At 60.4% G+C, this 25,148-nt stretch carries 23 protein-coding genes; 14 read left to right on the forward strand and 9 right to left on the reverse strand.

What is annotated here, in order from left to right; all coding sequences use genetic code 11:
• Positions 1-83 precede the first annotated feature (83 nt).
• Positions 84-1,157, reverse strand: coding sequence for an acyltransferase family protein (locus AO268_RS18920; RefSeq protein ID WP_099169488.1), 1,074 nt, complete (start codon positions 1,155-1,157; stop codon positions 84-86).
• A 342-nt stretch (positions 1,158-1,499) separates the two neighbouring features.
• Positions 1,500-2,318, reverse strand: coding sequence for a 2OG-Fe(II) oxygenase (locus AO268_RS18925; RefSeq protein WP_099169489.1), 819 nt, complete (start codon positions 2,316-2,318; stop codon positions 1,500-1,502).
• Positions 2,319-2,598: 280 nt separating this feature from the next.
• On the opposite strand from AO268_RS18925, the gene kdpF reads away from it, so the two are divergent.
• From kdpF to AO268_RS18955, 6 genes are read left to right on the forward strand one after another with little or no spacing between them, the layout of a single operon-like run.
• Positions 2,599-2,688, forward strand: a complete 90-nt coding sequence (gene kdpF, locus AO268_RS18930) for a K(+)-transporting ATPase subunit F (protein ID WP_032863112.1) — start codon at positions 2,599-2,601, stop codon at positions 2,686-2,688.
• 8 nt (positions 2,689-2,696) lie between these two features.
• The gene (gene kdpA, locus AO268_RS18935; protein ID WP_099169490.1) at positions 2,697-4,391 is read left to right on the forward strand and encodes a potassium-transporting ATPase subunit KdpA; all 1,695 of its coding nucleotides are present in this window, start codon (positions 2,697-2,699) and stop codon (positions 4,389-4,391) included.
• Positions 4,392-4,396: 5 nt separating this feature from the next.
• On the forward strand, positions 4,397-6,460 hold the full coding sequence (gene kdpB, locus AO268_RS18940) for a potassium-transporting ATPase subunit KdpB (protein WP_099169491.1): 2,064 nt from the start codon (positions 4,397-4,399) through the stop codon (positions 6,458-6,460).
• Positions 6,461-6,515: 55 nt separating this feature from the next.
• Positions 6,516-7,061, forward strand: a complete 546-nt coding sequence (kdpC, locus tag AO268_RS18945; RefSeq protein ID WP_099169492.1) for a potassium-transporting ATPase subunit KdpC — start codon at positions 6,516-6,518, stop codon at positions 7,059-7,061.
• Positions 7,062-7,113: 52 nt separating this feature from the next.
• Entirely contained in the window at positions 7,114-9,765 is a 2,652-nt protein-coding gene (locus AO268_RS18950; protein ID WP_099169493.1) for a sensor histidine kinase, read from the forward strand.
• Positions 9,766-9,813: 48 nt separating this feature from the next.
• A complete protein-coding gene (locus tag AO268_RS18955) occupies positions 9,814-10,509 on the forward strand; it encodes a response regulator (protein WP_099169494.1) in 696 nt (231 codons plus the stop codon).
• 124 nt (positions 10,510-10,633) lie between these two features.
• On the opposite strand, the gene AO268_RS18960 is transcribed toward AO268_RS18955, so the two are convergent.
• Positions 10,634-11,671, reverse strand: coding sequence for a patatin-like phospholipase family protein (locus AO268_RS18960; RefSeq protein WP_099169495.1), 1,038 nt, complete (start codon positions 11,669-11,671; stop codon positions 10,634-10,636).
• 216 nt (positions 11,672-11,887) lie between these two features.
• Here AO268_RS18960 and AO268_RS18965 point away from each other — a divergent pair, with 216 nt between their 5' ends.
• The 3 genes from AO268_RS18965 to AO268_RS18975 all read left to right on the forward strand — a co-directional run bounded on the left by AO268_RS18965 (position 11,888) and on the right by AO268_RS18975 (position 13,923).
• A complete protein-coding gene (locus AO268_RS18965) occupies positions 11,888-12,166 on the forward strand; it encodes a hypothetical protein (protein WP_065942600.1) in 279 nt (92 codons plus the stop codon).
• A 95-nt stretch (positions 12,167-12,261) separates the two neighbouring features.
• Positions 12,262-13,023, forward strand: coding sequence for a CHAD domain-containing protein (locus AO268_RS18970; RefSeq protein WP_099169496.1), 762 nt, complete (start codon positions 12,262-12,264; stop codon positions 13,021-13,023).
• Positions 13,024-13,125: 102 nt separating this feature from the next.
• Positions 13,126-13,923: an acyl-CoA thioesterase gene (locus tag AO268_RS18975; protein WP_099169497.1), complete on the forward strand. Its 798-nt coding sequence runs from the start codon at positions 13,126-13,128 to the stop codon at positions 13,921-13,923.
• Positions 13,924-13,930: 7 nt separating this feature from the next.
• On the opposite strand, the gene AO268_RS18980 is transcribed toward AO268_RS18975, so the two are convergent.
• The 3 genes from AO268_RS18980 to AO268_RS18990 all read right to left on the reverse strand — a co-directional run bounded on the left by AO268_RS18980 (position 13,931) and on the right by AO268_RS18990 (position 16,823).
• Complete coding sequence (locus tag AO268_RS18980; RefSeq protein ID WP_099169498.1) at positions 13,931-14,293, reverse strand: Mpo1-like protein; 363 nt, start codon at positions 14,291-14,293, stop codon at positions 13,931-13,933.
• A 145-nt stretch (positions 14,294-14,438) separates the two neighbouring features.
• A complete protein-coding gene (locus tag AO268_RS18985; protein ID WP_099169499.1) occupies positions 14,439-15,920 on the reverse strand; it encodes a methyl-accepting chemotaxis protein in 1,482 nt (493 codons plus the stop codon).
• A 96-nt stretch (positions 15,921-16,016) separates the two neighbouring features.
• The gene (locus tag AO268_RS18990; RefSeq protein WP_099169500.1) at positions 16,017-16,823 is read right to left on the reverse strand and encodes a TatD family hydrolase; all 807 of its coding nucleotides are present in this window, start codon (positions 16,821-16,823) and stop codon (positions 16,017-16,019) included.
• Between the two features lie 236 nt (positions 16,824-17,059).
• Between AO268_RS18990 and AO268_RS18995 the strand changes: the two genes are divergently transcribed.
• The 3 genes from AO268_RS18995 to AO268_RS19005 all read left to right on the forward strand — a co-directional run bounded on the left by AO268_RS18995 (position 17,060) and on the right by AO268_RS19005 (position 19,575).
• The gene (locus tag AO268_RS18995; protein WP_099169501.1) at positions 17,060-18,481 is read left to right on the forward strand and encodes a transglycosylase SLT domain-containing protein; all 1,422 of its coding nucleotides are present in this window, start codon (positions 17,060-17,062) and stop codon (positions 18,479-18,481) included.
• Between the two features lie 103 nt (positions 18,482-18,584).
• Complete coding sequence (locus AO268_RS19000; RefSeq protein WP_099169502.1) at positions 18,585-19,019, forward strand: DoxX family protein; 435 nt, start codon at positions 18,585-18,587, stop codon at positions 19,017-19,019.
• 247 nt (positions 19,020-19,266) lie between these two features.
• On the forward strand, positions 19,267-19,575 hold the full coding sequence (locus AO268_RS19005; RefSeq protein WP_099169503.1) for a hypothetical protein: 309 nt from the start codon (positions 19,267-19,269) through the stop codon (positions 19,573-19,575).
• 10 nt (positions 19,576-19,585) lie between these two features.
• Here AO268_RS19005 and AO268_RS19010 read toward each other — a convergent pair whose 3' ends face one another.
• From AO268_RS19010 to AO268_RS19020, 3 genes are read right to left on the reverse strand one after another with little or no spacing between them, the layout of a single operon-like run.
• The gene (locus AO268_RS19010; RefSeq protein ID WP_099169504.1) at positions 19,586-21,379 is read right to left on the reverse strand and encodes a Gldg family protein; all 1,794 of its coding nucleotides are present in this window, start codon (positions 21,377-21,379) and stop codon (positions 19,586-19,588) included.
• A gap of 14 nt (positions 21,380-21,393) precedes the next feature.
• On the reverse strand, positions 21,394-22,119 hold the full coding sequence (locus AO268_RS19015) for an ABC transporter permease (RefSeq protein WP_099169505.1): 726 nt from the start codon (positions 22,117-22,119) through the stop codon (positions 21,394-21,396).
• Positions 22,116-23,042, reverse strand: a complete 927-nt coding sequence (locus AO268_RS19020; protein WP_099169506.1) for an ABC transporter ATP-binding protein — start codon at positions 23,040-23,042, stop codon at positions 22,116-22,118. Before AO268_RS19020 ends, AO268_RS19015 begins: the two co-directional genes overlap by 4 nt.
• A gap of 308 nt (positions 23,043-23,350) precedes the next feature.
• Here AO268_RS19020 and AO268_RS19025 point away from each other — a divergent pair, with 308 nt between their 5' ends.
• Together AO268_RS19025 and greB are read left to right on the forward strand one after the other, a co-directional pair.
• Positions 23,351-24,532, forward strand: coding sequence for a hypothetical protein (locus AO268_RS19025; protein WP_099169507.1), 1,182 nt, complete (start codon positions 23,351-23,353; stop codon positions 24,530-24,532).
• A gap of 140 nt (positions 24,533-24,672) precedes the next feature.
• Positions 24,673-25,146 (forward strand): transcription elongation factor GreB, encoded by a 474-nt coding sequence (gene greB / locus AO268_RS19030; RefSeq protein ID WP_099169508.1) that lies wholly within the window; start codon positions 24,673-24,675, stop codon positions 25,144-25,146.
• Positions 25,147-25,148: the final 2 nt, after the last annotated feature.

The raw sequence follows: 25,148 nt of genomic DNA on the forward strand, positions 1-25,148 counted from the left end.
CTCGGCGTCGGCGAAGGTCATCTGCTTCATCGGGAAACTCGGTGGGTGGGGTCGCGGTATTTTGCCAAATCAGAAAGTCTTTTTCAGAGTTTCCCTAGAACGACCAAGGCATAGCCTGCGAGGTGAGGGCGCTGGGCCGTTTTTATGTTGAGCTTTTGAGAGGGTGTTTCTACAAAATAGAGTGATGCGTAACCCAAAAGGATGGAGGCCGCGATGCCTGCTGCTATTGCTGCTGCGCTGTCAGAGACTCCGTAGTAGCCGAGCAACACGACCAGCGGCCAGTGCCAGAGGTAGATTGAGTAAGAGGCTTTGCCGATGGAGGCAGACAGTTTGTTGTTAGTCACTACCGAGGTTTGATCGGCGGCGAGAATCAGCAATGCGGTACCCGCTATAGGAATCAGTGCCAGCCATCCCGGCCACACGTCACTGGCATCAAGCATGAGGATACTGAGCGCAATCAAGACCAGTCCGAAGGTGCTTGCGACCTTCTTATTGGTATCTTTCAGCTGCATTGGAAACAGAAACACAATGCCGCCTGCAAGCATTTCCCAGGCTCTGGTAGGCAGCAGATAAAATGCGGCACTGGGTGATCTGTTGCTCATATACATGCAAAGTGCAAACGATACTAAGGCACCGATTACCAATAGCATCTTGGTCATGCTCGCCCCGAACAGCTTGCGGGTTGCAAGGATGATCAGCGGATAGACGATATAAAACTGCCACTCAACGGACAGCGACCAAGTGTGCAGAAGCCATTTCCCGTGTGAAGCTGTGTCGAAGTATCCAGCCTCTCGCCAATACGCGAAATTTGAAAGAAAGCCGATACTGGTGGCTGCGTGCTTGCCAAGTTCTTTGTATTCACTAGGGATAAGTACAAACCACCCCGCGACCAGAAGTGACAGGCAAAGAAACGCAAGGGCGGGGATAATCCGTTTTGCTCGTGCCAGGTAGAAACCAGTGAGGCTAAATTTTCCGCTGTCTGTCTGACGGAAAATAATGCCCGTCATCAAAAAGCCGGAGATCACGAAAAAAATATCGACCCCGGCAAATCCACCAGAAAAACCCTTCACACCAAAGTGATAGAGGACTACAGCGATTACCGCAATGGCGCGCAGGCCGTTTATGTCAGACCTGAAGCCTGTATTTTTGGTTTGCATGACGTCCCTTTCTCCGGCACAACCGGGGGCAAATTGATATCGGGCCGGATTCTACAAGCGAACGCTCGTCTGTGTCAGGGTTGATACTGTTCAGATTAGGTGTTTGTCTTGTAAAGACCAAGACTTGGCTCGCGTCCACCACCACTGATGAATGATTGCGGCTTGTCTGTGGTGGTCCACTCTTCATGGGCGGAGGGCGTCGAACACCATGCCTGGCACCGTCCAGAGTTCTTGGTCGGCGGCAGGCGGCACCTGCGGATAGTGACCTGAGCAGAAAGATCCAGTGCTGATGTCACCCACTCAAGTAAGACTTTCTAAGAAGCTCGCAGAGCGCTTCTTGGACTAGTCAGTTCGTTTGTTTACGAGTTTTCGGCCCCGCCCTACACGCAGCAGTTTGGATACCATATTGCGTAGCCGATTATCGAAGAATCCAATTAGTCGGCGACCTTTCTCTTCGGGGCGACCACTGAAGGAAGTGACATGGAAGTAGTCGGTTTCATCTGGGGACTGCGCAGAAAAGTAGTAGTTTGATACGCAACACCTTACGGAGTCTGCCACTACGCTGCTGACCGAATGCCAAGAGTCTTTATTGGTTTCCATTACAACAAAGCGATTGAATTTAGAAACGATGGTTTTTTGTTTTTTGACTTCGTGATCCCAAAGCTCAAAATTTCCGCCGTTCTCGAGTTTCCAGTCGGGCGCTACGTAATAGAGTAGGTTAAGGCGACGATAAAGGTCGCGGCTCGCGCCGTGGCTGTTATCAATGTGAGGGTTCAAAAAGTCCCCTTGGAACATCATTGATAGACCACCTGCATAGAGGCTAGGGTCGGGAACGATCTGCTGAAAACCTACCAATTCAGCAACCTTTGCTACTACAGTAGGATCTTGCATTGCGTAGGTAACGGCAGTCAGGATAGATGGATGTTGCGACAAGTCAGTCAGTGTTTTCTTCTGCTCTCGGAAGGACGCGCGGTCAAAAAAACCTTCTGCATTGCGTGGAAAGGCATCGTAGATGGCTTGTGCCGTTTCCGTAGGCAGAAGCTCGTCGATTACAAAATACCGAGTATGGGTATCGACAGGATTTGCCCATTCCTCTTTGATTTTTGGTGCTAGTTCGTCGAGGCGTGTCACGATAATTTGAGCGATTTCAGAGGGAGACATGCCGTATCTATCCAATAGTTATAAAGTCCTTGCGGAGTGTATAACAGGTGCGCTAGGTATGGCTATTTGCCCTGTCGCAGCGTGCTTCGATCTCAACGGTAATTGTACTTACGGTGGTATTTGCCCGCGATGAGGCTTTCCCAGCCCTCCATAACTCCCGCGTAACCCACTCTTTACGCCATCTTTACGCCCCCATCCCCCCCTCGCCCTCGTTCCTTTACGCCCCTCCTGCGGACAATGCCCCCATACGCGGCAGTCGCCGTTTGACGGAGAAACTTCCATGAGTGTTCTGGACGGGGTGTCACTGCTACTGGCCGTGGCGCTGTTCATTTATCTGCTGGTTGCGCTGTTGCGCGCGGACCGGGGCTAGGAGCGGCTATGCACAGTTATGACTATTGGCTGATCATCGCCTTCTTCGCCGTGGTGCTGGTTCCGGCGCCATTTCTGGGGCGGTTCTACTACAAGGTGATGGAAGGGCAGCGCACCTGGCTGACGCCGGTGCTCGGGCCGGTGGAGCGCGTGTGTTATCGCGTGGCCGGGGTCGATGCGCAACAAGAGCACAGTTGGCAAAAGTACACGTTGGCCCTGCTGGCCTTCAACCTCGCCGGTTTTTTACTACTCTTTGCGATCCTGCTCTTCCAGGACTACTTGCCGCTCAACCCGCAGCAATTGCCGGGTCAGGAGTGGACGCAGGCGTTCAACACCGCGGTCAGTTTCATGACCAACACCAACTGGCAGTCCTACAGCGGTGAAGCAACCCTCAGCTACCTGAGCCAGATGGTGGGCCTGACCGTGCAGAACTTTGTCAGTGCCGCCACCGGCCTGGCGGTACTTGTCGCCCTTTGCCGTGGGATTGGTCGCAAGTCTGCCAGCACCCTGGGCAATTTCTGGGTGGATATGACCCGCGCCACCCTCTATGGCTTGCTGCCATTGTGCCTGGTGCTGGCGTTGTTGCTGGTTTGGCAGGGCGTGCCGCAAACCTTTGCTCACTACGTCAGTGCGCTGACGATGCAGGGCGTCGATCAGGTGATCCCACTCGGCCCGGCCGCCAGCCAGATTGCGATCAAGCAACTGGGCACCAATGGCGGGGGCTTCTTCGGCGTGAACTCGGCGCACCCATTTGAAGACCCGAGCGCCTGGGCCAACCTGTTTGAAGTGGCGGCGATCATCATGATTCCGGTGGCATTGGTGTTCACCTTTGGCCACTACGTCAAGGACCTGCGCCAGAGCCGGGCGATTCTCGGCTGCATGCTCGCGCTGTTCCTGATTGGCGGCTCGGTGTCGCTGTGGTCCGAATACCAGCCCAACCCGACCCTGGACAACCCGGCCGTCGAGCAGACTGCACCGCTGGAAGGCAAGGAAACACGCTTTGGCACCACCGGTACGGTGTTGTGGTCGGTGACCACCACGGCGGCGTCCAACGGTTCGGTCAATGGCATGCAGGACAGCCTCAACCCCCTGAGCGGGATGGTGGCGCTGGTCAATATGATGGTCGGCGAAGTGATCTTCGGCGGCGTCGGTGCCGGTATGTACGGGATGTTGCTTAACGTGCTGATCGCGGTTTTCCTCGCCGGCCTGATGATCGGCCGTACCCCGGAATACCTCGGCAAGAAACTCCAGGCCCGGGAAGTGCAACTGCTGGTGGTGACCCTGCTGGTGATGCCCGTAGGCGTGCTGGTGCTGGGCGCGATTGCCGCCAGCGTGCCGGCCACTGCCGCCACCATCAGCAACCCCGGCCCCCACGGCTTCAGCCAGTTGCTCTACGCCTACACCTCGGCCAGTGCCAACAACGGTTCGGCCTTTGGTGGCCTGGGCGCCAATACCCCGTTTCACAACCTGATGCTGGGCCTGGGCATGTTGATCGGGCGTTTCGGCTACATCCTCCCGGTCCTGGCCCTGGCCGGCAGCCTGGCGATGAAGAAAAGCGCACCGCTTGGCCAGAACAGTTTCCCGACCCACGGCCCGTTGTTCGTGACGTTGCTGACCGTGACCATTTTGCTGGTGGGCGGCCTGACGTTCCTGCCGACGCTGGCACTGGGCCCTATCGCTGAACACCTGAGCATGGGCTTCTAAGGGGTATGAACATGAATATGCCTGTAAACAATACCGCTGCGGTCAAGACCCAGGAGTCGGCCAAGACTGCGATCTCGGCCCTGTGGCGTCCGGCGCTGATCCAGGCCTTCGTCAAGCTGGACCCGCGCCAGTTGAAGCGTTCGCCGGTGATGCTGGTGGTCGAGCTGACCGCGATCCTCACCACCGTGCTGTGCCTGGTGCCGGACAGCAGCGTGCCGACCTTTGTCGCGGTGCAGATTGCCGTGTGGCTGTGGTTCACCGTGCTGTTCGCCAATTTTGCCGAAGCCTTGGCCGAGGGCCGTGGCAAGGCCCGCGCCGATAGCCTCAAGGCCGGCAGCGAGGGCCTGAGCGCGCGGCGCCAGGAGGCCGATGGCAGCTTCAAGGTGGTGCCCGCCACCAGCCTGCGCAAAGGCGATGTGGTGCGGGTTGCGGCCGGGGAAATGATCCCTGGAGACGGCGAAGTCATCGAGGGTATTGCGGCGGTCAATGAAGCGGCGATTACCGGTGAATCCGCACCAGTGATCCGCGAATCCGGCGGCGACCGCTCGGCCGTCACCGGCAATACCCGGCTGGTCTCGGACTGGCTGGTGATCCGCATCACCGCCAACCCCGGTGAGTCGACCCTGGACCGCATGATCGCCCTGGTGGAAGGCGCCAAGCGCCAGAAAACCCCCAACGAAGTGGCGTTGGATATCCTGCTGATCGGCCTGACCCTGATCTTCCTGCTGGTGGTCGTGACCTTGCAGCCCTTCGCCTATTTCGCCAATGGCAGCCTGCCCCTGGTGTTCCTAGTGGCGCTGCTGGTCACGCTGATCCCCACCACCATCGGTGGCCTGTTATCGGCCATCGGCATCGCCGGCATGGACCGCCTGGTACGCCTCAATGTGATCGCCAAGTCCGGGCGCGCCGTGGAAGCGGCGGGGGACGTGCATGTGCTGTTGCTGGACAAGACCGGCACCATCACCTTCGGTAACCGGCGCTGTGCAGGCATTTATGCCGCGCCTGGGGTCAACGGCAAGGAATTGGCCGAAGGCGCGCTGCTGGCCTCCCTGGCCGACGAGACGGCAGAAGGCAAATCCATCGTCGAATACCTGCGTGCCCTGCATCCGTACACCGAGCCGTCTGTGCAAGCACTGACCGGCGTGCCGTTCAGTGCCGAAACGCGCCTGTCCGGTGTGGACTATCAAGGTCGCGTCTACCGTAAAGGCGCGGTCGATTCGCTGCTGGCGTTTATCGGTCTGCAACGCCAGGACCTGTTGCCGGCGCTGTCCCGGGAAATCGACAAGATCGCCCAGAGCGGCGGCACCCCGTTGCTGGTGTGTGTCGACGGTAAATTGCTCGGCGCGATCCACCTCAAGGATGTGGTCAAGCCCGGCATTCGCGAGCGTTTTGCCGAGTTGCGCAAGCTGGGGATCCGCACGGTGATGGTGACCGGCGACAACCCCTTGACCGCCGCCGCCATCGCCGCCGAAGCCGGCGTGGATGATGTGCTGGCGGAAGCCACCCCGGAGAAGAAACTGGCGCGCATCCGCCACGAGCAGAATGACGGGCGCCTGGTGGCCATGTGTGGCGACGGCGCCAACGACGCCCCGGCCCTGGCCCAGGCGGATGTGGGCATGGCCATGAATGACGGCACCCAGGCGGCGCGCGAGGCGGCAAACATGGTCGACCTCGACAGCGACCCGACCAAGCTGCTGGATGTGGTGCAAGTGGGCAAGGAGTTGCTGGTGACCCGGGGGGCGCTGACCACCTTTTCCATTGCCAACGACGTGGCCAAGTACTTTGCCATCCTGCCGGCGCTGTTCGCCTCGATCTACCCGCAACTGGGTGTGCTTAACGTGATGCACCTGAACAGCCCGCAGAGCGCGATTCTGTCGGCGATTGTGTTCAACGCGTTGATCATCGTGGTGCTCATCCCCCTGGCCCTGCGCGGTGTGCGGGTGCAGGCGGCGAGTGCGGCGGCGTTGCTGCGGCGCAACCTGTTGATCTATGGCGTGGGCGGGCTTTTGGTGCCGTTCGCCGGGATCAAGGCGATCGACATGCTGCTGACCGCGCTGCACCTGGTCTGACCCAATCCTGTAGGAGCAGGCTCCTACAGGTCACGAATCAATTGAGGAAGATGAAATGTCCAGCATGATCCGTCCGGCCTTGAGCCTGTTGGTATTGATGACCCTGATCACGGGCGTGGCCTATCCGTTGGTAGTGACCGGTGTCGCCCAGGTGGCCTTTCCCGACCAGGCCAATGGCAGCCTGGTGCGTGACGACCAAGGCAAGGTGCGCGGTTCCAGCCTGATTGCCCAGGAATTTACCGGTGAACGCTGGTTCCACTCGCGACCATCCGCCGGTGCGTTTGCCACCGTGTCCAGCAGTGCCAGCAACCTCGGCCCGAGCAACCCGGCGCTGGCCACGCGAGTGTTTGACGACGCCGCTAAAATCCAGGGCCCCGGCCAGGGCCCGGTGCCCCTGGCGCTGCTGACGACCTCTGGCAGCGGTCTTGATCCACACTTGCCACCGCAGGCAATTGCCTATCAACTGGCGCGGGTGGCAGCAGCACGTCAGCTGCCGGTGTCGACCCTGGAGCGCTTGCTGGACGAGCATATCGAGCAGCCGTTGGTGGGGCCGCCGGTGGTGAATGTATTGGCGCTGAACATGGCGCTGGAAAAGTTGTAGAGCGATGGCGCCAACCTGTTCCCAACATCCCTAACTGAAAGAAGACTGCCCCATGAGTGACTCCGGCCGCGCCGATGCCCTGCTAGCCGACCTACCCAAGCACGGCCGTGGCCGGCTTAAAGTATTCCTCGGTGCCGCCCCTGGCGTGGGCAAGACCTACGCCATGCTCCAGGCCGCCCATACCCAGCTGCGCCAGGGCGTCAAAGTGATAGCCGGGGTGGTCGAGACCCATGGCCGCGCCGAGACCGAGGCCTTGCTCAGTGGCTTGCCCCAGCAGCCGCTGCTGCGCTCGGACTACCGTGGGGTGATGCTCGAAGAGATGGACCTCGACGGCTTGCTCGCCATCAAGCCCAAGCTGGTGCTGGTGGACGAACTGGCCCACAGCAACGCCCCGGGCAGTCGCCATGAAAAGCGCTGGCAGGACATCCAGGAACTGCTTTCCGCCGGCATCAACGTGTTCACCACGGTCAACGTCCAGCACCTGGAAAGCCTCAACGACCAGGTGCGCGGCATCACTGGGGTACAGGTGCGCGAAACCCTGCCGGACTGGGTGTTGCAGGAAGCCGATGAATTACTGTTGATCGACCTGCCGTCCCGCGAGCTGCTGGAGCGCTTGCGCGACGGCAAGGTCTACGTGCCGGAACAGGCGCGCGCGGCCATCGATGCATTCTTTACCCAGACCAACCTCATGGCCCTGCGCGAGCTGGCAATGCAGACCGCCGCCGCGCACGTCGATGACGATCTGGCCCAGGGCTACCGGCAACTGGGCCAGGCCGCGCCGACGGTGCGCGGGCGTCTGTTGGTGGGGGTCGATGGCGATGCCGAAGCCGAACGCCTGGTGCGCCACGCCAGTCGTGTGGCCCAGCGCCGGCATTTGCCCTGGAGCCTGGTGCATGTGGACAACGGCCGGGTGCGCGACGAGCAGTCGCGGCTGCGCCTGCAAAACGCCCAGCAACTGGCCGAGCGCCTGGGCGGTGAAGTGGTGTTGCTGCGGGCCGGCGAGGTGGCCAAGACCCTGATCCAGCACGCGGCCGAACGCCGTGCCAGCCTGGTGCTGGTGGGGCAGTCGCGCCCGCGCTGGTGGCGCAGGCTATTGGGCGGCGGCTTGGCGGCGCGCTTGTTGCGCAATGCCCGGGGCCTGGAAATCAACGTCCTCGACAGCGATGGAGCACCGGCCGCCCCACGGTTGCCCGATGTGCGTGGCCTGGTGTGGTTCGACTACGCCCTGGCGCTGCTGGCGACCGTGCTGGCCAGTGCCTTGGCGTGGGGGGTGTCGAGCCTGCTGCCGCTGCCCAACATCTCCCTGGTGTTCCTCGCAGCGGTGCTGCTGGTGGCGGTGCGCAGCAGCCTGGGTCCGGCATTGGCCTGCGCGGCGTTGTCATTCCTGACCTATGACTTTTTGTTTATTCCGCCGAATTTCTCGTTTGCCATCCAACGTGAAGAGGACGTGCTGACGCTGCTGTTCTTCCTGCTGATGGCGGCACTGACCGGCAACCTGGCCGCTCGCCAGCGCCGGCAATTGCAGGCCCTGCGCGATACCCAGGAAGAAACCAGTGAACTGCTCGACCTGTCGCGCAAACTCACCGCTGCCACCGACCGCCAGGCGGTGATCAGCGCGGCGGCCCACCATCTGGAGGGCTGGAGCGACTTGCAGCTGTGCCTGGTCAACCGCGACGGGCCCAGTGACTGGAAGGTCGAGACTGGCGGGCCGATCACCTTTACCGAGGCCGAACGCGCCGCCGCCGACTGGGCCTGGCAGCACGACCAGCCGGCGGGCATGGGCACTGGCACCTTGCCGTTTGGGCGGTGGTGGTGGTGGCCGTTGTCTGCCGAAAATGGTCCGCTGGGCCTGCTCGGCGTGAGCCCCAAGGCCGGTCTGGAACTCAGTGGCCAACGCCGACGCCTGCTCACGGCCTTGAGCCAGCCGTTGGCCCAGGCACTGGCCCGTGCCCAGCTGGCGCAGCACCTGGAGGCGGCCCGTTTGCACGGCGAGACCGAACAACTGCGCAGTGCCTTGCTGGCCTCGGTGTCCCATGACTTGCGCACGCCGTTGACCTCCATGCGCGGCAGCATCGACAGCCTGCTGGCCCTGGGCGAAGCCATTCCCCTGGAAGATCGCCGCGAGCTGCTGGAAGGCACCCGTGACGAAGCCGAGCGCCTGGACCGTTATATCCAGAACCTGCTGGACATGACTCGCCTGGGCCATGGCGCATTAAAGCTGGCACGGGACTGGGTGTCGCCCGGCGATATCGTCGGCAGTTCCCTCGGCCGTCTGCGTGCGGTGCTGGCGCCGTTGCAGGTGAGCACCGAAGTGCCGCCCGAGTTGCCGCTGCTGTATGTGCATGCGGCTTTGATCGAGCAGGCGTTGGTCAATGTGCTGGAAAACGCTGCGCGTTTCTCGCCGCCCCATGGCCGCTTGCAACTGCGCGCCGGTGTGATGGGCAAGGATTTGTTTTTCTCGGTCAGCGACGAAGGCCCGGGGATTCCCGAGGAGGAGCGGGCGAAGATTTTCGATATGTTCTACACCGCCGCACGCGGCGACCGTGGCGGGCAGGGCACCGGGCTGGGCCTGGCCATCTGCCAGGGCATGGTTGGTGCCCATGGCGGGCATATCGGCGTGGCCGAGGGCATTGACGGGCGGGGCACGTGCATCACGTTGTTCCTGCCGTTGCAGACGCAGCCGAGCCTGGACAGTGAAGCGTGAGACCCGCTGCGCTACTCTTATCTTTTTCAGCGATTGTGATGGAACACCATGAGCCAGACTGCGACGATTTTGGTCATCGATGACGAGCCGCAGATCCGCAAGTTCTTGCGTATCAGCCTGGCCTCCCAGGGCTACAAGGTCATCGAGGCCGGGACCGGCGCCGAAGGCCTGGCCCAGGCGGCCGTGAGCAAGCCGGACCTGCTGGTGCTGGACCTGGGCCTGCCGGACATGGACGGCCAACAGGTACTGCGCGAGTTGCGCGAATGGTCGAGCGCCCCGGTGCTGGTGCTGTCGGTACGTGCCAGCGAAGGGCAGAAGGTCCAGGCGCTGGACGGTGGGGCCAATGACTACGTGACCAAGCCGTTTGGCATCCAGGAGTTTCTCGCCCGGGTCCGCGCCCTACTGCGCCAGGCGCCCACCGGCGAGGTCCAGCAAGCCGCGCTGAACTTTGGCCCGCTGATGATCGACCTGGCTTATCGGCGGGTGCTGCTGGACGGTATCGACGTGGCCCTGACCCGCAAGGAGTACGCGGTGCTGGCGCAACTGGCGCGCCACCCTGGCCGGGTGATCACCCAGCAGCAGCTGCTCAAGGATATCTGGGGCCCGACCCATACCGAAGACAGTCACTACCTGCGGATTGTGGTGGGGCACTTGCGCCAGAAACTGGCGGATGACCCGACCCAGCCGCGTTTTATCGTGACCGAGGCGGGGGTGGGGTATCGGTTGTTGGGGGCTGAGGGTTGAGAGGTTGTGGTGGCTGTACCTGCCCTATCGCGGGCAAGCCCGCTCCCACCTTTTGAATGTATTCACAAATCTAAATGTGGGAGCGGGCTTGCCCGCGATAGGGCCATAAGCCTCGCCGCAGATCTCAACTCTGCTCACTCTCATACCGATCCAACGTATCACTGGCAATCTCCCGCCCCAGCGCGATCAACTCAGGCGCCTTGTAGAACTCAAAGAACCGGCACACCCGCTTGGGCACGTTGATCAGCACATCCGGTGGGTAGCCGGCGATCTTGTATTGGGCCAACGACGTTTGCATCACCTCGAAACTCTGGTTGATCAGGTCCAGCAGCGAGGCCGGGCCCACGTTATCGATGATGAACGAACCGGTCGCGGACCTGGGCGCGCCAGCCGTTTCCGGGGCTGCGGCCGGTTGCTGGGATTCTGGTTCGGCGCCTTCGAGCCAGGGGTTGATATCGGCGGCCTGGGCCTGCAGCGCTTCCTGTTCCAGCAACAATAATTGTTCGGCCTGCTTGCGCCGAAACGGCAGGTGCGAGCCCAGTGAACGCACCAGGTTGTCGAAGCGGCTCTTGAACGCGGGGGGGCGCTGGATCACCGGCAGCTTGTAATGTTTCTGGTTGGTGGCGTTGAGGTTGACCGCAATGATCAGGTCGCAATGGCTTGACACCACCGGCACGATCGGCAGCGGGTTGAGCAGGCCGCCGTCCACCAGCATGCGATTGCCTTGCATCACCGGGGTGAACAGGCTGGGGATCGCCGCCGAGGCGCGCATGGCCTGGTGCAGGCAGCCTTCCTGGAACCAGATTTCCTGCTGGTTGGTCAGGTCGGTGGCAACGGCGGTGTAGGGGATGCGCAGGTCTTCGATATTGATTTCGCCGACGATCTTGCGGATCTGCCCGAAGACTTTTTCGCCGCGTATCGCGCCCAGGCGAAAGCTCACATCCACCAGGCGCAGCACATCCAGATAGTCCAGGCTTTCGATCCAGTTCCGGTAGTCCTTAAGCTTGCCCGCCGCATAGATCCCGCCCACCACCGCGCCCATGGAGCAGCCGGCGATGCAGGCGATGTCATAGCCGCGTTTTTCGATTTCTTCAATCACCCCGATATGGGCATAACCCCTTGCTCCGCCGGAGCCCAGGACCAATGCAACACGTTTTTTCATGATCGAATCCTTCGCAAAACAGCTGTCCACAATGCACCCAACCGGGGGGCTGCTTCAATCCTAACGGACCCGAGTGATTATTTTCGTAAGCCGAGCTATTTGCTCGGGTATGCTTTGGCTATCGGCGCTGGGCATTTCAGGCTGTGTGATAAGGCACTTTTCGATGTAGGTAACGTCTACATCCCACGACTGTTTTCTTTTCTTGAGGTGTCATTGATGAAAGCCTGGATGTGTTTGCCTGTGATCGTGCTGGCCCTGGCCGGTTGTGCTGGTAAAACGGCTTATCGCGATAGCTGCGGCAGTCAGTTGGATTCTGCCTGGCGTGAGTTGGACTTGGCCAAGGCCGAAGGTTTTGCCGGCACGGTCAGTTACTCCAAGGCCCTGTCGCTGCTGACCGGCGCCAAGACCCAGCAGCAATTTGAAGCGTTCGAGGGCTGTGCCAGTAAAGCCGAAAAAGCCCGTTTCTATATTCGTGAGTCGCGCGCCGGGCGTTGATCCGAGTCAGCGCAACACGCTGTTGGAGTGGTTAAGGTGGTTCCAGACGCCTGTTTTGCGCAGGCGTATGGACGTTGTTTAACAGGGGAAGCAGCATGTCGGCGTTGGTGGATCAGTTAGTCGCCCAGGTCATCGGCCTGGAAGTCGCAGTGTTGAGTTGCCAGGCGCGTCTGGTGGCGGTGACCGATGACGAGGCGCTGCACGACCTGCGCACCACCGTACGGCGCCTGCGCAGCCTGCTGCGGCCCTTGCGCGGGCTGCCCGGCGTCGAGCAACTGGAAGCGGCTGCCAGTGCGGTCGGCCAATTGACCACACCGCTGCGCGACCGCGAGGTGCTGGCGGCGTATCTGCAGCAGCACGGCTATCACGCCGCGGCGGCGCGGCGTCTGCGCCTGCAGCCGCAGACCTATCAACAGGTGGCGCAAAGCCCTGAGTTGGCGCAACTGCTGCGCGTCATGGCCGCCTTTCCACGATTTATCCGCGCGTCCCAGCAGCAAAAGCTGCTCAAGGGCCTGCGCACCCGCATCGCAAAGCGCCTGGCCAAGCAATGGCAGGCACTTGAGGTGGCGTTGCACGATCCCGACCATGACCGCCATCGCCTGCGCTTGTTGATCAAGCGCGTGCGCTACGCGGCCGAGGCCTATCCGCAGCTGGGCCAGGTGCCAGCCAAGGCCTTGTCCCGGCTCAAGGCTGCCCAGGGCGCGCTGGGGGATTGGCATGACTGTTGGCAATGGTTGGCGCAAGCCCAGCATCAGGCGGACTTGCAGCCCTGTGTCGCGGTCTGGCATCGCACCATGGCCCAGGCCGAAGGCAAGGCGGACCGGGTACTCGACAAGCTGGCGGCGGAGTGTTTCTGAGGCTGCGGCTTATCTGTCTGGGTATTTGGCCGGAATAAGCGCTGTGTCGTGCTGGCCCGCTGGTTAAGATCGCACGATCGGTTTTCTTGATGTGAGGTCGCCATGCGCTTTTGTGATTTGCTCGACGCTGCCCGAAACAACCCATTGGACGTGTCTATCCCGGCTGAATGGGCCCAGGGCCGCGCCACGTTTGGCGGCCTGGTCGCCGCCCTGCAATACGAAGCGTTGCGCGCCCAGGTGCCGGCTGAGCGCCCATTGCGTTCGTTGGCTGTCACGTTTGTCGGGCCAGTGGCGCCGGACGTATCGGCCAGCTATCACGTTGAAGTGCTGCGCGAAGGCAAGGCGGTCAGCCAGTTGCTGGGGCGGGTGGTGCAAGGTGGCGAAGTGATGACCTTGGCACAGGCCAGCTTCGGTGCTTCGCGGCCCTCGGAGATCGACGTGCCGGCACTGCCCGCGCCCACCTTCAAGCATTGGGACGAGTGCCAGGAGCTGCCCTATATCAAAGGTGTGACCCCTGAGTTCATGCGCCACCTGGCGATGCGCTGGAGCGTTGGTGGCTTGCCGTTCACCGGCAACAAATCCCGGGAGATGGGCGGCTGGGTGCGCTTGCGGGGGGATGTAAAGGAAGAACCCTTGACCGAAGCCCATATCCTCGCGCTGGTGGATGCCTGGCCACCGGCCTTGCTCCCGCACCTGAAGAGGCCGGCACCGGGCAGCACCCTGACCTGGACCATCGAATTCATCCAGCCCCTGGCACAATTGACGACCCTGGATTGGTGCCAGTACCACGTCGAGATCGAGCATGCCCGCGACGGCTATGGCCATGCCGCTGCGATGTTGTGGGGGCCAGACGGCCAGTTGATCGCCATCAGCCGCCAGACCGTGGTGGTCTTCGCCTGAACCCGCCTCAGTGGCGGTGGCGCTGACGCCAGGCCTGCCACCAGCCACCACTGAGGACAAAGCGCGGGAAGGTCACGAACTGCTCGACCACCAGGCGCTGCACCGCATCCTGGCGATCGCTGAACGGCTCGCTGGCCTGGGCTTCCAGGCTATGGCCATGGCGTTGCAGCGCCAGGCTGGCCACCACGCCGACGACACCGATGGCGAAACTGGCCAGGCTCAGGCTGAACACGCCGGACACGATCAGCAGAAACCCGACGATGAACAGCGGCACGGCAATCAGGTGCAATACCAGGTTGGTCGGGTGCTGATGGTTCTGCGGGTAGGCGCGCCATTGCCAGGCCGGGAGATTGGGGTGACGTTTGCCCATGATGTTAAATCCTCTGTCCATTGATACTCGATGAACAGAGTCTAGGTCGGGCGGGCAGGGGCGGCGAATTGGGGTTGGCTATGGGGGTTATAGCATTTTGATGGGATCCACCAGCGGCAGGTGCTGGCGGCTCCACAGGCGAACTTTACAACTTCAGTTGGCCGATGGCCTTGCTCAACTCGCCGGCCAGGGTCGCCAGTTCATTGCTGGTGGTGGCCGAATCCACGGTCTGTTGCACGGTGTTTTCCGTGACGTCGCGAATGCTCACCACCGCGCGGTTCATTTCTTCGGCCACATGGCTCTGCTGCTCGGCGGCAACCGCAATCTGCGTGTTGCTCTCGCGCATCTGCGCCACGGCGCTGGTGATTTGCGCGAGGGAAGCGCCGGCTTCCTGGGCCTGTTGCACGCAGTCATCGGCCTTGAACGAGCTTTCCTGCATAAAGTCCACCGCATCCCGGGTGCCGGCCTGCAGGTCCGAGACCATGCGCGTGATCTCATCGGTGGAGCTTTGCACGCGCTTGGCCAGGTTGCGTACTTCATCGGCCACCACCGCAAAGCCACGGCCCATCTCCCCGGCGCGGGCGGCTTCGATGGCGGCGTTGAGGGCCAGCAGGTTGGTTTGTTCGGCAATGCTATGGATTACGCCGACCACGCCATTGATCTTCTGACTGTCCTCGGCCAGCTTCTGGATCATCTCGGCGGTTTGCTGCACGCCGGTGGACAACCCGGCAATCGAGCGCTGGACCCGGGTCACCACCTCCTGGCCGCCACCGGCCAGGGTGTCGGCGGTCTGGGACAAGTCGCGGGTGGCGCCGGCATGCTGGGCAATGTGATACACGGTGGCGGTCATTTCATTGATCGCGGTGGCGGCCTGGTCGGTCTCGCTTTGCTGGCCGAGCATGCCGTGCTGGACCTCATTCATGCTGCTGGCCAGGCGTGCGGCGCCGTCGTCCAACAATTTGGCAGTGCGCGCCACGGTACTGACCACCCGTTGGTAGCCGGCCTGCATGGCGTTGAAGGCACTGGCCATCTGCCCGACCTCGTCCTTGCACGCCAGGGGCACGCGGGCCGAGAGGTCGCCGGTTTTCTCCACGTGCAGCATCACGTCTTTCAGGGTGTTGAGCTGGGCCAGCAAAAAGCGGATCAGCAACTGCGAGGCGCAGAGCATCGCCAGCATCAGGATCAGCACGGCCACGGCATAGTTGGTGAAACGTTCGGTAAACACCTGGCTCAGGCTCGGCGCATAGGCCAGCACGGCGACTTGCTGGCCGTCGGCGCGGGAGATGACTTCGGCGCCCAGCAGCGGGTTTTCGCCGAACAACGGCATGTGGTTGAACTCGACCCAGCCATTGGCTTGGCTGAGGGCGGACAGGTCCTGGTCTGCCAGCTCGGGAGCCTGGCCCTGGGCAAACGCCAGCCAGTGCTCGCCCTGGGGCAGCGCCTGCCCAGCCGGCCATGCACTGAGCAAGCGGCCCTGGGCTTGTGCCGAGGCTTGGGCGGCATGGCTGCGGGCCTGTTGCTCAAGCTGCACGGCATACAGCACCAGCAGCAGCGTGGTGATGAACGCGACCGCATTCACGGCCCAGAATTTGTACTTCAGCGAGATATTGCTAAGCCAGGCACCCATGGAAGGTTTTCTCTGATAGCGGAAACAGTATTGGCAAGGTGCCATTATTGTGCCGCTATTGGGAAAATGGGTGTTGATATGGGTCAATGCACCGCGTCAATCCGGCACAGGCAAGCCGAAAAACGCGCGGGCGCAGGCGGTGCTGTGCTGGGCCAGGTCTTCCAGGCTTTCTTCGCGGTGCAGGGCAACTTCGCGCAAGACTTCCGGCAGATAGGCCGGCTCATTGCGCCCGTTCTTGGGTTTGGGGCGCAGGGTGCGCGGCAGCAGGTAGGGCGCGTCGCTTTCCAGCATCAGACGGCCCCGGGGGATGTCCCTGACCAGTGGGTGCAGGTGCGTGCCACGGCGTTCGTCACAGATCCAGCCGGTGATGCCGATATGCAGGTCCAGATCGAGGTAGCTGAACAGCGCTTGCTGTTCACCGGTGAAGCAATGCACCACGGCCGCGGGCAAGTGATCCCGGTAGTCGCGCAGGATCTCCAGCAGGCGCTGGTTGGCGTCTCGTTCGTGGAGAAACACCGGTAATTGCAACTCAACGGCCAAGGCCAGGTGGGCTTCGAGGACTTTTTCCTGCTGGGGGCGGGGTGAGAAATCACGGTTGAAGTCCAACCCGCATTCACCCACGGCACGCACCCGGTCCTGGCTGAGCAGATCCTTCAACTGCCGGGCGCTGTCGACGCTCCAGTCGCTGGCACTATGGGGGTGAATGCCGGCGGTGGAGAACAGCCGTTGCGCGCCTTGATCCCAGCGCTGGCACAGGTGCAGGGCCTGTTCGCTGCCGTGCACGCTGGTGCCGGTGACGACCAGTTGGCCCACGCCGGCGGCATAGGCGCGGTCGAGCACGGCCTGGTGTTTGTCGTCGAAACTGGGGTTGCTCAGGTTGACGCCGATATCAATGAGTTGCATGGTGCTATCTCCGCCTGCGGCCGGAAAGTCTATCAGAGCTGTAGATTTATAAGAAAAACCAAGAACTACAAAGAGTTATCGCTGTCTTTGAACGTCGCAAGTAACACCGTGGTTGGCTGACAGCCTGCCACTGTGCCACCCTTGCGCCCAAAGCCTGCGCCTCTGGCGCTCTGTTTCTGTCCCCCAATGCGGCGTTTTCTTACGAAGCATGGGGCCTTGTTCTTCCCGGAGAGCGGATGATCCGACCCTCGGCATTGCTTATGGTGTGCCTGACGCTGCTGCTGCCCACGGCGGCGGTTGCGCGCCTGGACGGGCCGGTGGAAGTGACCAAGCCGGGCAAGGTGCGCGACCTGGCGCAAATCCGTAGCAGCCGCACGCTACGGGTGCTGGTCAACCAGAGCCGCAACAGTTCCGGTGAAGTCCAGGGCCAGTCCATTGGCGTTGAGTACCATCGCCTGCGCGCCTTTGAGCACTACCTCAATGGCCGTGCCCGCGATGGCCAGGAAATCAACCTCAAGATCATTCCCAAGGCCAAGGATCAACTGCTGGGGGCGCTGGCCCGTGGCGAAGGCGACCTGGTGGCGCCCGGTGAATTGCTGGATGTGACGGCGGCCCACAAGATCAGCAGCAGTGACCCGATTGCCAGCGATGTGCCGTTGTGGCTGGTGGGCCTCAAGGGCGAGCGGCGGTTTACCCGCCTGGAGCAACTGTCCGGGCGCACCCTGGCCCTGACCACGGGCAGTGCGGCGGGGGAGGCGGTCAACCAGGTCAACCAGAAGCTGGCGCTGCGCAAACTGCCGCCGGTCAAGGTGGAATGGGTGGACCCCAGCCTGGCGGTGGAAGATGTGCTGGAGATGGTCCAGGCCGGGATCTTTCATCTGACCATTGTCGAGCGGCCGATTGCCGAGCGCTGGTCGAAGATCCTGCCCAAGTTGCGTTTTGACAAGCAAGTGGCGATCAGCGAGCCGGGCCAAGAGTACTGGTTCGTACGCCAGGATGCCTCGATGCTGCGGGCGAGCATCGATCGCTTCCTGAAAACCTACAAGAGCCCGTCAGATCAGGATGTGGCCTTCCAGCGCATCTACCGACGTCTCTCCCAGGTGCGTTACCCGTTGGCGCGGGCTGATCGCCAGCGTCTGGAAAAACTGCGTCCCGTGCTGCAAAAACATGCCCGGGAACAAGGCATGGACTGGCTGAACCTGGCGGCCCTGGCCTTCAAGGAGTCGTCCCTCAATCCCGCGGCGAAAAGTGGCAGCGGGCCGACGGGCCTGATGCAGATCACCCCGTCGGCGGCCCAGCGGGTCGGGGTCAACAATATCCAGACCCTGGACAGCAATGTGCAGGCGGGCGCGCGCTATCTGGCGCTGATCCGCCGCAAGTTTTTCTCCAGCCCCAAACTCAACGAGCGCGAGCGTATGGCGTTCGTCCTCGCGGCCTACAACATGGGGCCGGAACGGGTGCAGGGCATGCGTGCCGAGGCACGGCGCCGGGGCTTGAACCCCAACCAGTGGTTTTTCCAGGTCGAGCGCATCGCCATGGAGCAGGTCGGAATGGGCGGCGTCAGCTATGTTAATAGCGTGAACAAGTACTACTTGGCCTTTGATCGGGAACGGGACTCCCTGGAGCCGGTGGGGTCAAAGATCGTCTCACGCAAATAATCTAACTTATCGATATTAATTAGCGCGTTTTTCGGCTTTTATCATTGCTTAAACTGATTAATATAGCGGCCAACCAACCCCTACATCGAAAAGGATTATCAACATGAGCCCAATGATCAAAAACCTTCTGTCCACCCGTGCCGGCTACGGCCTGACGGTCCTGCGGATTTTTGTCGGTATCATTTTTGCCGCCCACGGTTCGCAAAAACTCTTTGGCTGGTTTGGCGGCGGTGGCCTGGCAGGCACGGCGCAGTGGATGGAGAGCATCGGCCTGGCCCCGGGTACCCTGATGGCATTGTTGTCGGGCGGTACTGAGTTCTTCGCCGGCCTGGCGCTGATCATTGGCCTGCTGGTACGCCCGGCGGCGCTGGGCCTGACCATTGTCTCGCTGGTGGCGATTTTCTCGGTGCATATCAGCAACGGTTTGTTCATGACCAACAACGGCTATGAGTTCGCCTTGGCACTGCTGGGCGGCACAGTGGCTGTGCTGTTTGAAGGTGCTGGCAAACTTTCTGCCGACCGCGCCATTGCTAACTGATCACGTTGCACGCATGTCAAAGGCCCGCCCCGTGCGGGCCTTTTTCGTTGTACGGGATTCTTGACACTGCCCCACTGGCTTCTCTAGGATGCTGCATGCGCCGATTTAAACAGCTAATTGCGGGGCGCCACCGGGACTCGCTGCAGTCCCGACAGAAACCTGCTCCAGGTTTCGAAATACCGCTAAAGCGCTGGTTCGGTGTTGCCTCTCACCTGCCCGCAGACTTTTGAGGCAGAGACACGACACGATGAATGCACTACGACCCCTTGTACGCCTGGCCCCGATCACTGCGGGCCTGACTCAGCGCAATCCGAAAATCCTCCTTGGCGGCAAGCACCAGCCGACGCTGTTGCGTTATCTGGATGGCTGGCCCCGGCGTACTGGCCGTCCTTCGGCGTTCCTGATCCAGTTTGTCGAAGACGGTGAGTCCCTGGCCCGCTTTGCCAGCAACAGCTTTGATCTGGCGGTGATCCAGGCGCCGAACGCCGAGGATGCCAGCGAGTTTATCCGCCACCTGACCCGCGTGGCGCGCCAGGGCTTGATTACCCGGCGTTAACCCACAACCCTTAGTAGAACGTAGCGGCAGGTGGATGTTGGCGACGTCGACGCGAGATGAAGATCCCCAGGCCCAGCAGGCTCACTATCAGTGGAACGATGACGACCGTGAGCAACACCACGGTGAGTTCCAGTTGGCGGACGTTCTTGTAGGCTTCTTTTCTCAGGACGTGAAGCTCCATGCGTAAGCGCAGGCGCTCTTTATTGAGCGCCTGTAACAGCGTATTCGAGGCGTTGGCCTGGCTCCCCAGCATGGAGGGCGGCGTGTTCAGCGATCGCCATTCCTTTTCTGTCTGGTCCAGGCGTTGCTCCAGGAGGGCCGCCTTTTTTCGGTAGGATTGCGCGGCCTCGGTGCGTAGCCTGTCGAGCAACCCAGGGGGTTGCTGGTCGCTCGCACGAGGGCTGATAGCGCTCAGGGTCTCGGGCGCTGTCAGGTTATCCAGGGTATTCAAGACAAACCTGGCATTGTCCGAGCGTGGCGTTTTTTGTCCGTTGGCACCGTGTGCCGCCAGCCAGACACGGTCACTGAGCAGATCCGTGTCGGCCACCACGACCACATGGATATTGGCGGCCTTCTGCAGCGTAGCTTTCTGGCCATTGAAGCCGTCAGGGAAGGCGGAATAGGCAGGTCCTTCGATGCGGGCTGCGATTACATTCGGCCGACCGCGGGTGGTTGCCTCGCCGATCATGGCTTCAAAGGTCTCCTGTTGAGCGAAGCGTGCCCCATCGAACGTGCTGGCTTGCCCGGAACTCTGGAGCAGCGGGGTGAATGTGGTGCGGCTTTTTTTCAGGGGCAGGAGCGTACCGGTATTCAACAGCGTCAGGGTGCCTACGCCCCAGGTGCTGATATCGTGCCGGGCCATCGCTTCCCTGGGTAGGGTGAGCGCCCCGGGATGGCGCACGGCGGGCTGGCCGCTCGTCATAACCACCGGGGTGGCATAGAGGCTGTCCGCCACTACCTTATTGGCTGGCATTTGCACGCCCCAGGCGGCCAGCAGGTTCTGCTGGCCCGAGGTGTCGGCGGTTGAGTCCAGGCCGTTCAAGGGATCGAGAAACATCATCAACTTGCCCCCCGCCAGGACAAACTGGTCAATGGCAAACAGTGTCTGCTCCGGCAGTCGAGCAGGCTGGACGACCATCAAGGTCTTGACATGCCCAGGGATACGCGAGAGGTCGCGGCCCAGGCTCATCAGGTTGAAATCACTGCGGATTTTCTTGAGTAACTGCCATGACGGTGCGGTTTCCCGGTTCTGTTCATCCCGGCTGCCGTCCATGGCTAACCCAGAGATCAGCCCGATGATCGGTTGTTCCTGGCGCGCGACATGGTGGATCAGGCGGCTGATCTCATATTCCAGGAAGTCCGCCTGGGCGGGGTCGAAGCGTTCAATTTTCTGAGGCTCATGGTCTGCACGGGTGCCGATGAGCCCAAACAGCCCCTGTTGGCTATCCAGGCCCAATAACTCAGCCTTGTACTCGTCTTCTGAAAACGGGTCAGGGTCAATCAGGTGCAGCGTAATGTTGCCCTTTGATGCGCTTTCGTAGGCCTTGAGCAGCAAGGCAATGTAGTCGCCATGGCTTTTCAGGGCTGCACTTTTACGGGGATGGCTGGTGTTGAAAAAATATAAATCCATGGGGGTTTCAAGTGTCGCGAGCAGGGCGTCGGTCGAAGGCGAGAGGGTGTGGATTTTTTTCTCTGAAAGGTCCAGTCGATAGTTGGGTAATTTCAGGGCCCATACCAGATTGAAGGCGAGAAAAAGCAGGGCGATGACGGTCAACGTCACACCGAAATTAATAAGGTTCCTCATGGGAATTTCCTTTGTCAGCCTTTTCTGAAATTTAAAGTAAGGGTGGTTGCGGTAAGGAAAGCAATGATCATGCTGATGAAGTACAGCGTGTCGTGCAATGTCAGGAGACCGCTATCTATTGTGCTGAAACGTATCCGTGGGTTGAGTGAAACCAGGCTGTCAATAATCCAGATGGGGGCCTGGTGGCTCAGCACATCCAGCACAGACGATATAATACTGGTGATCAATAATAATGTGAGTGTGATGCCGAAAATAATCAGGCGATTATAGGCCAGCACACAGATAAGGCAGGCAAACGAAAGATAAGCGCCCGCCAGTAACCAACTTCCCAGGAATTGGGCCAGGATGGTTGAATTGTCCGCTATGGCCAGGTAGTTAACGGCGATGACCAGGGGGAAGTTCAAGGACAGCGTTAACGCGCAAAGGGCCCAGGCGGCCAGGAACTTGCCCAGTGTCAGTTCGAGGGCCGACACTGGCAGCGTGTTTGTAAAGAGGAAGGTATTGTCTTTGTACTCATCTGTCCAAAGCAGTGTGGAAATAAATGGAATGAAAAAAAGATAAAGCCAGGGGTGGAACTGAAAAAAAGCATTTAAGTTTGTAGGGTTTTTTTCTAGGAAACTTCCTATATTAAAACCGAGCGCAGTGTTAGTCATCAAGAAGACAGAAACGCCAAAATAAGTGGCCGGGCTCGACAAGTAGTTGCTGAGTTGCCGCTTGAATATTACGGGTAGACGTTTCAATTGGGCGCCTCCTGGCTCAAATGGTGGATGACATCGCTCAGGCGCCCGGGCTCAAGGCTCAAGGCATTGATTTTCCAGCGCCGGTTGGCGATCAGGGCATTGACGTGTGGATAGATGATTTGCCCCGGCATCGCGAGTACCGTCACGCTGCCATCGGCATGCCGGTCTTCTTCGATGCCGGCCACCCCCGGAAGCACGGCCAGGGCCAGCAGGTCCAGGGGCGTATCGGCGGCCAGGGTGATTGCCTGGTAATGGCGCGAGCTGTGTTGCAGTTCGGATACGGAGGTATCCGCCAGCAGGCGGCCCTCGGCCAGGACCAGGGCCCGTTGGCAGATAGAGGAGAATTCTTCGGGGTTGCGGGAGGCAACAATGACGGTCATATCTTCGGTCAACGACTGGATAAGCGTCCCGACCTTTTGTTTTTGCAGGGTGTCCAGGCCCTCTGTAGGTTCGTCGAGTAACAGCAGCTTGGGGTCATGCAGGATGGCTTGGGCCAGCGCTACTTTGCGTTGGTGCCCTGGAGGAAGGGCGCTGATAGGGGAGTCAAGCACTCGCCAAAGCTCCAGGCGGGCGATCGCTCGATCAACCATCTTGCGCTTTTCCTGGCCACGGAGCCCGCGAACTTCGGCCATGAAACCCAGAAAACTCTTTACTGTCATGTTGCCATGGCCGAGTGCAAATTCTGGCTGGTAGCCTATTATTGTTTGTGCCTTTATGGGGTGGGTCGAGATATCCATGTCATATATTTTTATCGTGCCGGAAGTTGCCCGGGTTGCGCCGCAGAGCAATTTGAGCAACGTACTTTTACCCGCGCCATCATGTCCAAACAACCCCAGGCATTCCCGGGGGCGGGCGCTGAATGTCAAGTTATCGATGGCCGTCGCCCGTCTTGTTTTTTTTGTTAAATTTGTTATTTCGATCATAGGCTTTTCTACTTGGTTGTTTGCCGGGGCATGCTGAGTAGGCGGGGGCTCAATAAGCCTGTGTCTTCAGGTTGAGAATTGCCGAAGGTTGCGGTGAAAAGTATTGATCAAGTGTTTCAGGTGCGGCTTTGTTAAAAAATGGTACGTTCAATAGGGACGCTTGGAAACGCTGAGGCGCGTGAATAAGGTAAGTCCTACATGTGGCTCAATCACTCGCTGAAACAATTGCGCTGTTCTTGAGGTTTTGTTGGTTTTGAATGGAATGATGGCGTGTATATGAAGTACTACCGTAATGGAGTCCGACACTCATGATGCTTCTACGTACTCTTGTTCTTGAACACTCTGGTCATGATTCCCCGGTTAACGGTGCACTGCTTTGTTGTTTTGCGGTACCGCAAATCGCTTCGAACTTTCTTGTCTACAGCCTGGACGAAGAGGTAGAGCCCGGAAGCTCTCGGGTCTACATCGCCGCGTTGCGCAAAAAGTCCGAACGGTATTTTCTTGGAAGCATCGAGTCCAAGGAGAACCTGCAACTGGCAATGAGTGTCCTCAAGCAGATCATCACCCTGGCCACCACATCCGGTGCCAAGGATGGCCACGCCTCAGAGCCGCAAGTGCCTTATCATTTCATTGACCTGAAGGGCAGCAAGCTCCCGGCGGCCCGGCCGGAAGATCACCACTCACTGATGATCAAGAAGACCTTGGTGATGAAGGTGATCACCCTCGGGACTTCAGTCATTGGCCTGCCTGCGATTGAGAGCACCGAGTTGATTGTGCCGTCTATTCGCTTCTCGTCAAAAATGGTGTCGCCACCCGGTGCGGCAAGTCCCGCTGAGGATTTGACGCCAGCGTCCCACGAGGAGCCGTCAGCCGTGGTGTCGGCGGTAACGCCGGCTGAGCCAGTGCCTCCCCCGCCGAAGGAGGCCCAGGCTGCTGCTGCGCCAGTGTCGGTGCAGCCGCCTGTTGCGCCGCCCGAAGTTGCCTCGCCAGTCGTGGCGGCGAATCAGTCGTCCCTGGTTGAAGTGGATACCACACTGACCAATCTGGCCCGCGTGGCGCAAGAGTTGACGCAACAGAAGCGCGCATTGCAGCAACAGCAGGAGGAGCTTGAGCAGCAAAAAGACCAATTGCTACGGGAAAAAACCGCGCTGGAGCAGTCCAGTCAACAGCTGAACGCGCTGGAGGTCGCCTTGCAGCAGCGAACCGAAGCGTTGAATGGTCGTGAGGAACACCTGGACCGGGATGCACAGTTGCAGCAGGCAGAGCAACGTCGCCTGGAGGGTTGGGCCCGGCAGTTGGAAGACGAGTCGTTCAGGCTCCAGGCGCAGGACAGGGCATCCCAACAACAGGCGGAGCAATTGGCGACCGGCCTGGGGCAGTTGTCGGGCTTCAGGGGCGATCTGAAGGCGTTGCTGTATCGCCTGGACGGCACCTTGTTTCCTGTGGAGAAGGTCGAGGAGGCGACCAGCAAAGTGCTTGGGGTCGATTGACTCCGGGGGAATCAGGCCTGGCTACTTTCTGGCGTTCATTTATCATCAAGGCCGACCGGTTGCCGTCAGGCCGCCAGTGCATTGCAGGCTGATGCGCGGGTGCTTTGAACCAATGGATACTTGCTGGGGATGTGACGCTTTTGAGTACCAAGCTGATTACCAAAGAAGGTCATGAGGCGCTGAAAAAAGAGCTTGATTACCTGTGGCGAGAAAAGCGTCCTGATACCACGCGCAAGGTGACGTGGGCAGCTTCGCTGGGAGACCGCAGCGAGAACGCCGACTACCAGTACAACAAGAAGCTGCTGCGTGAAATCGATCGCCGGGTGCGCTACCTGCGTAAACGCCTGGAAGATATGCGGGTGGTGGAATACATGCCTGAGCAGGAGGGCAAGGTGTTCTTCGGGGCCTGGGTGGATATCGAGAACGAGCAGGGCGAGACCAAGCGTTTTCGGATCGTGGGCTATGACGAGATTTATGAGCGCATGGACTACATCTCCATCGACTCCCCCATGGCCAGGGCCCTGCTGCGCAAAGAGGTGGACGATGAGGCCATTGTGCAGACGCCGGGTGGCGAGGTGTGTTGGTGGATCACCGGCATCGAGTACGTCAAGTAAGC

Origin of the sequence: Pseudomonas sp. ICMP 8385 (genome assembly GCF_002699915.1) — a bacterium.
Lineage (GTDB): Bacteria > Pseudomonadota > Gammaproteobacteria > Pseudomonadales > Pseudomonadaceae > Aquipseudomonas > Aquipseudomonas gessardii.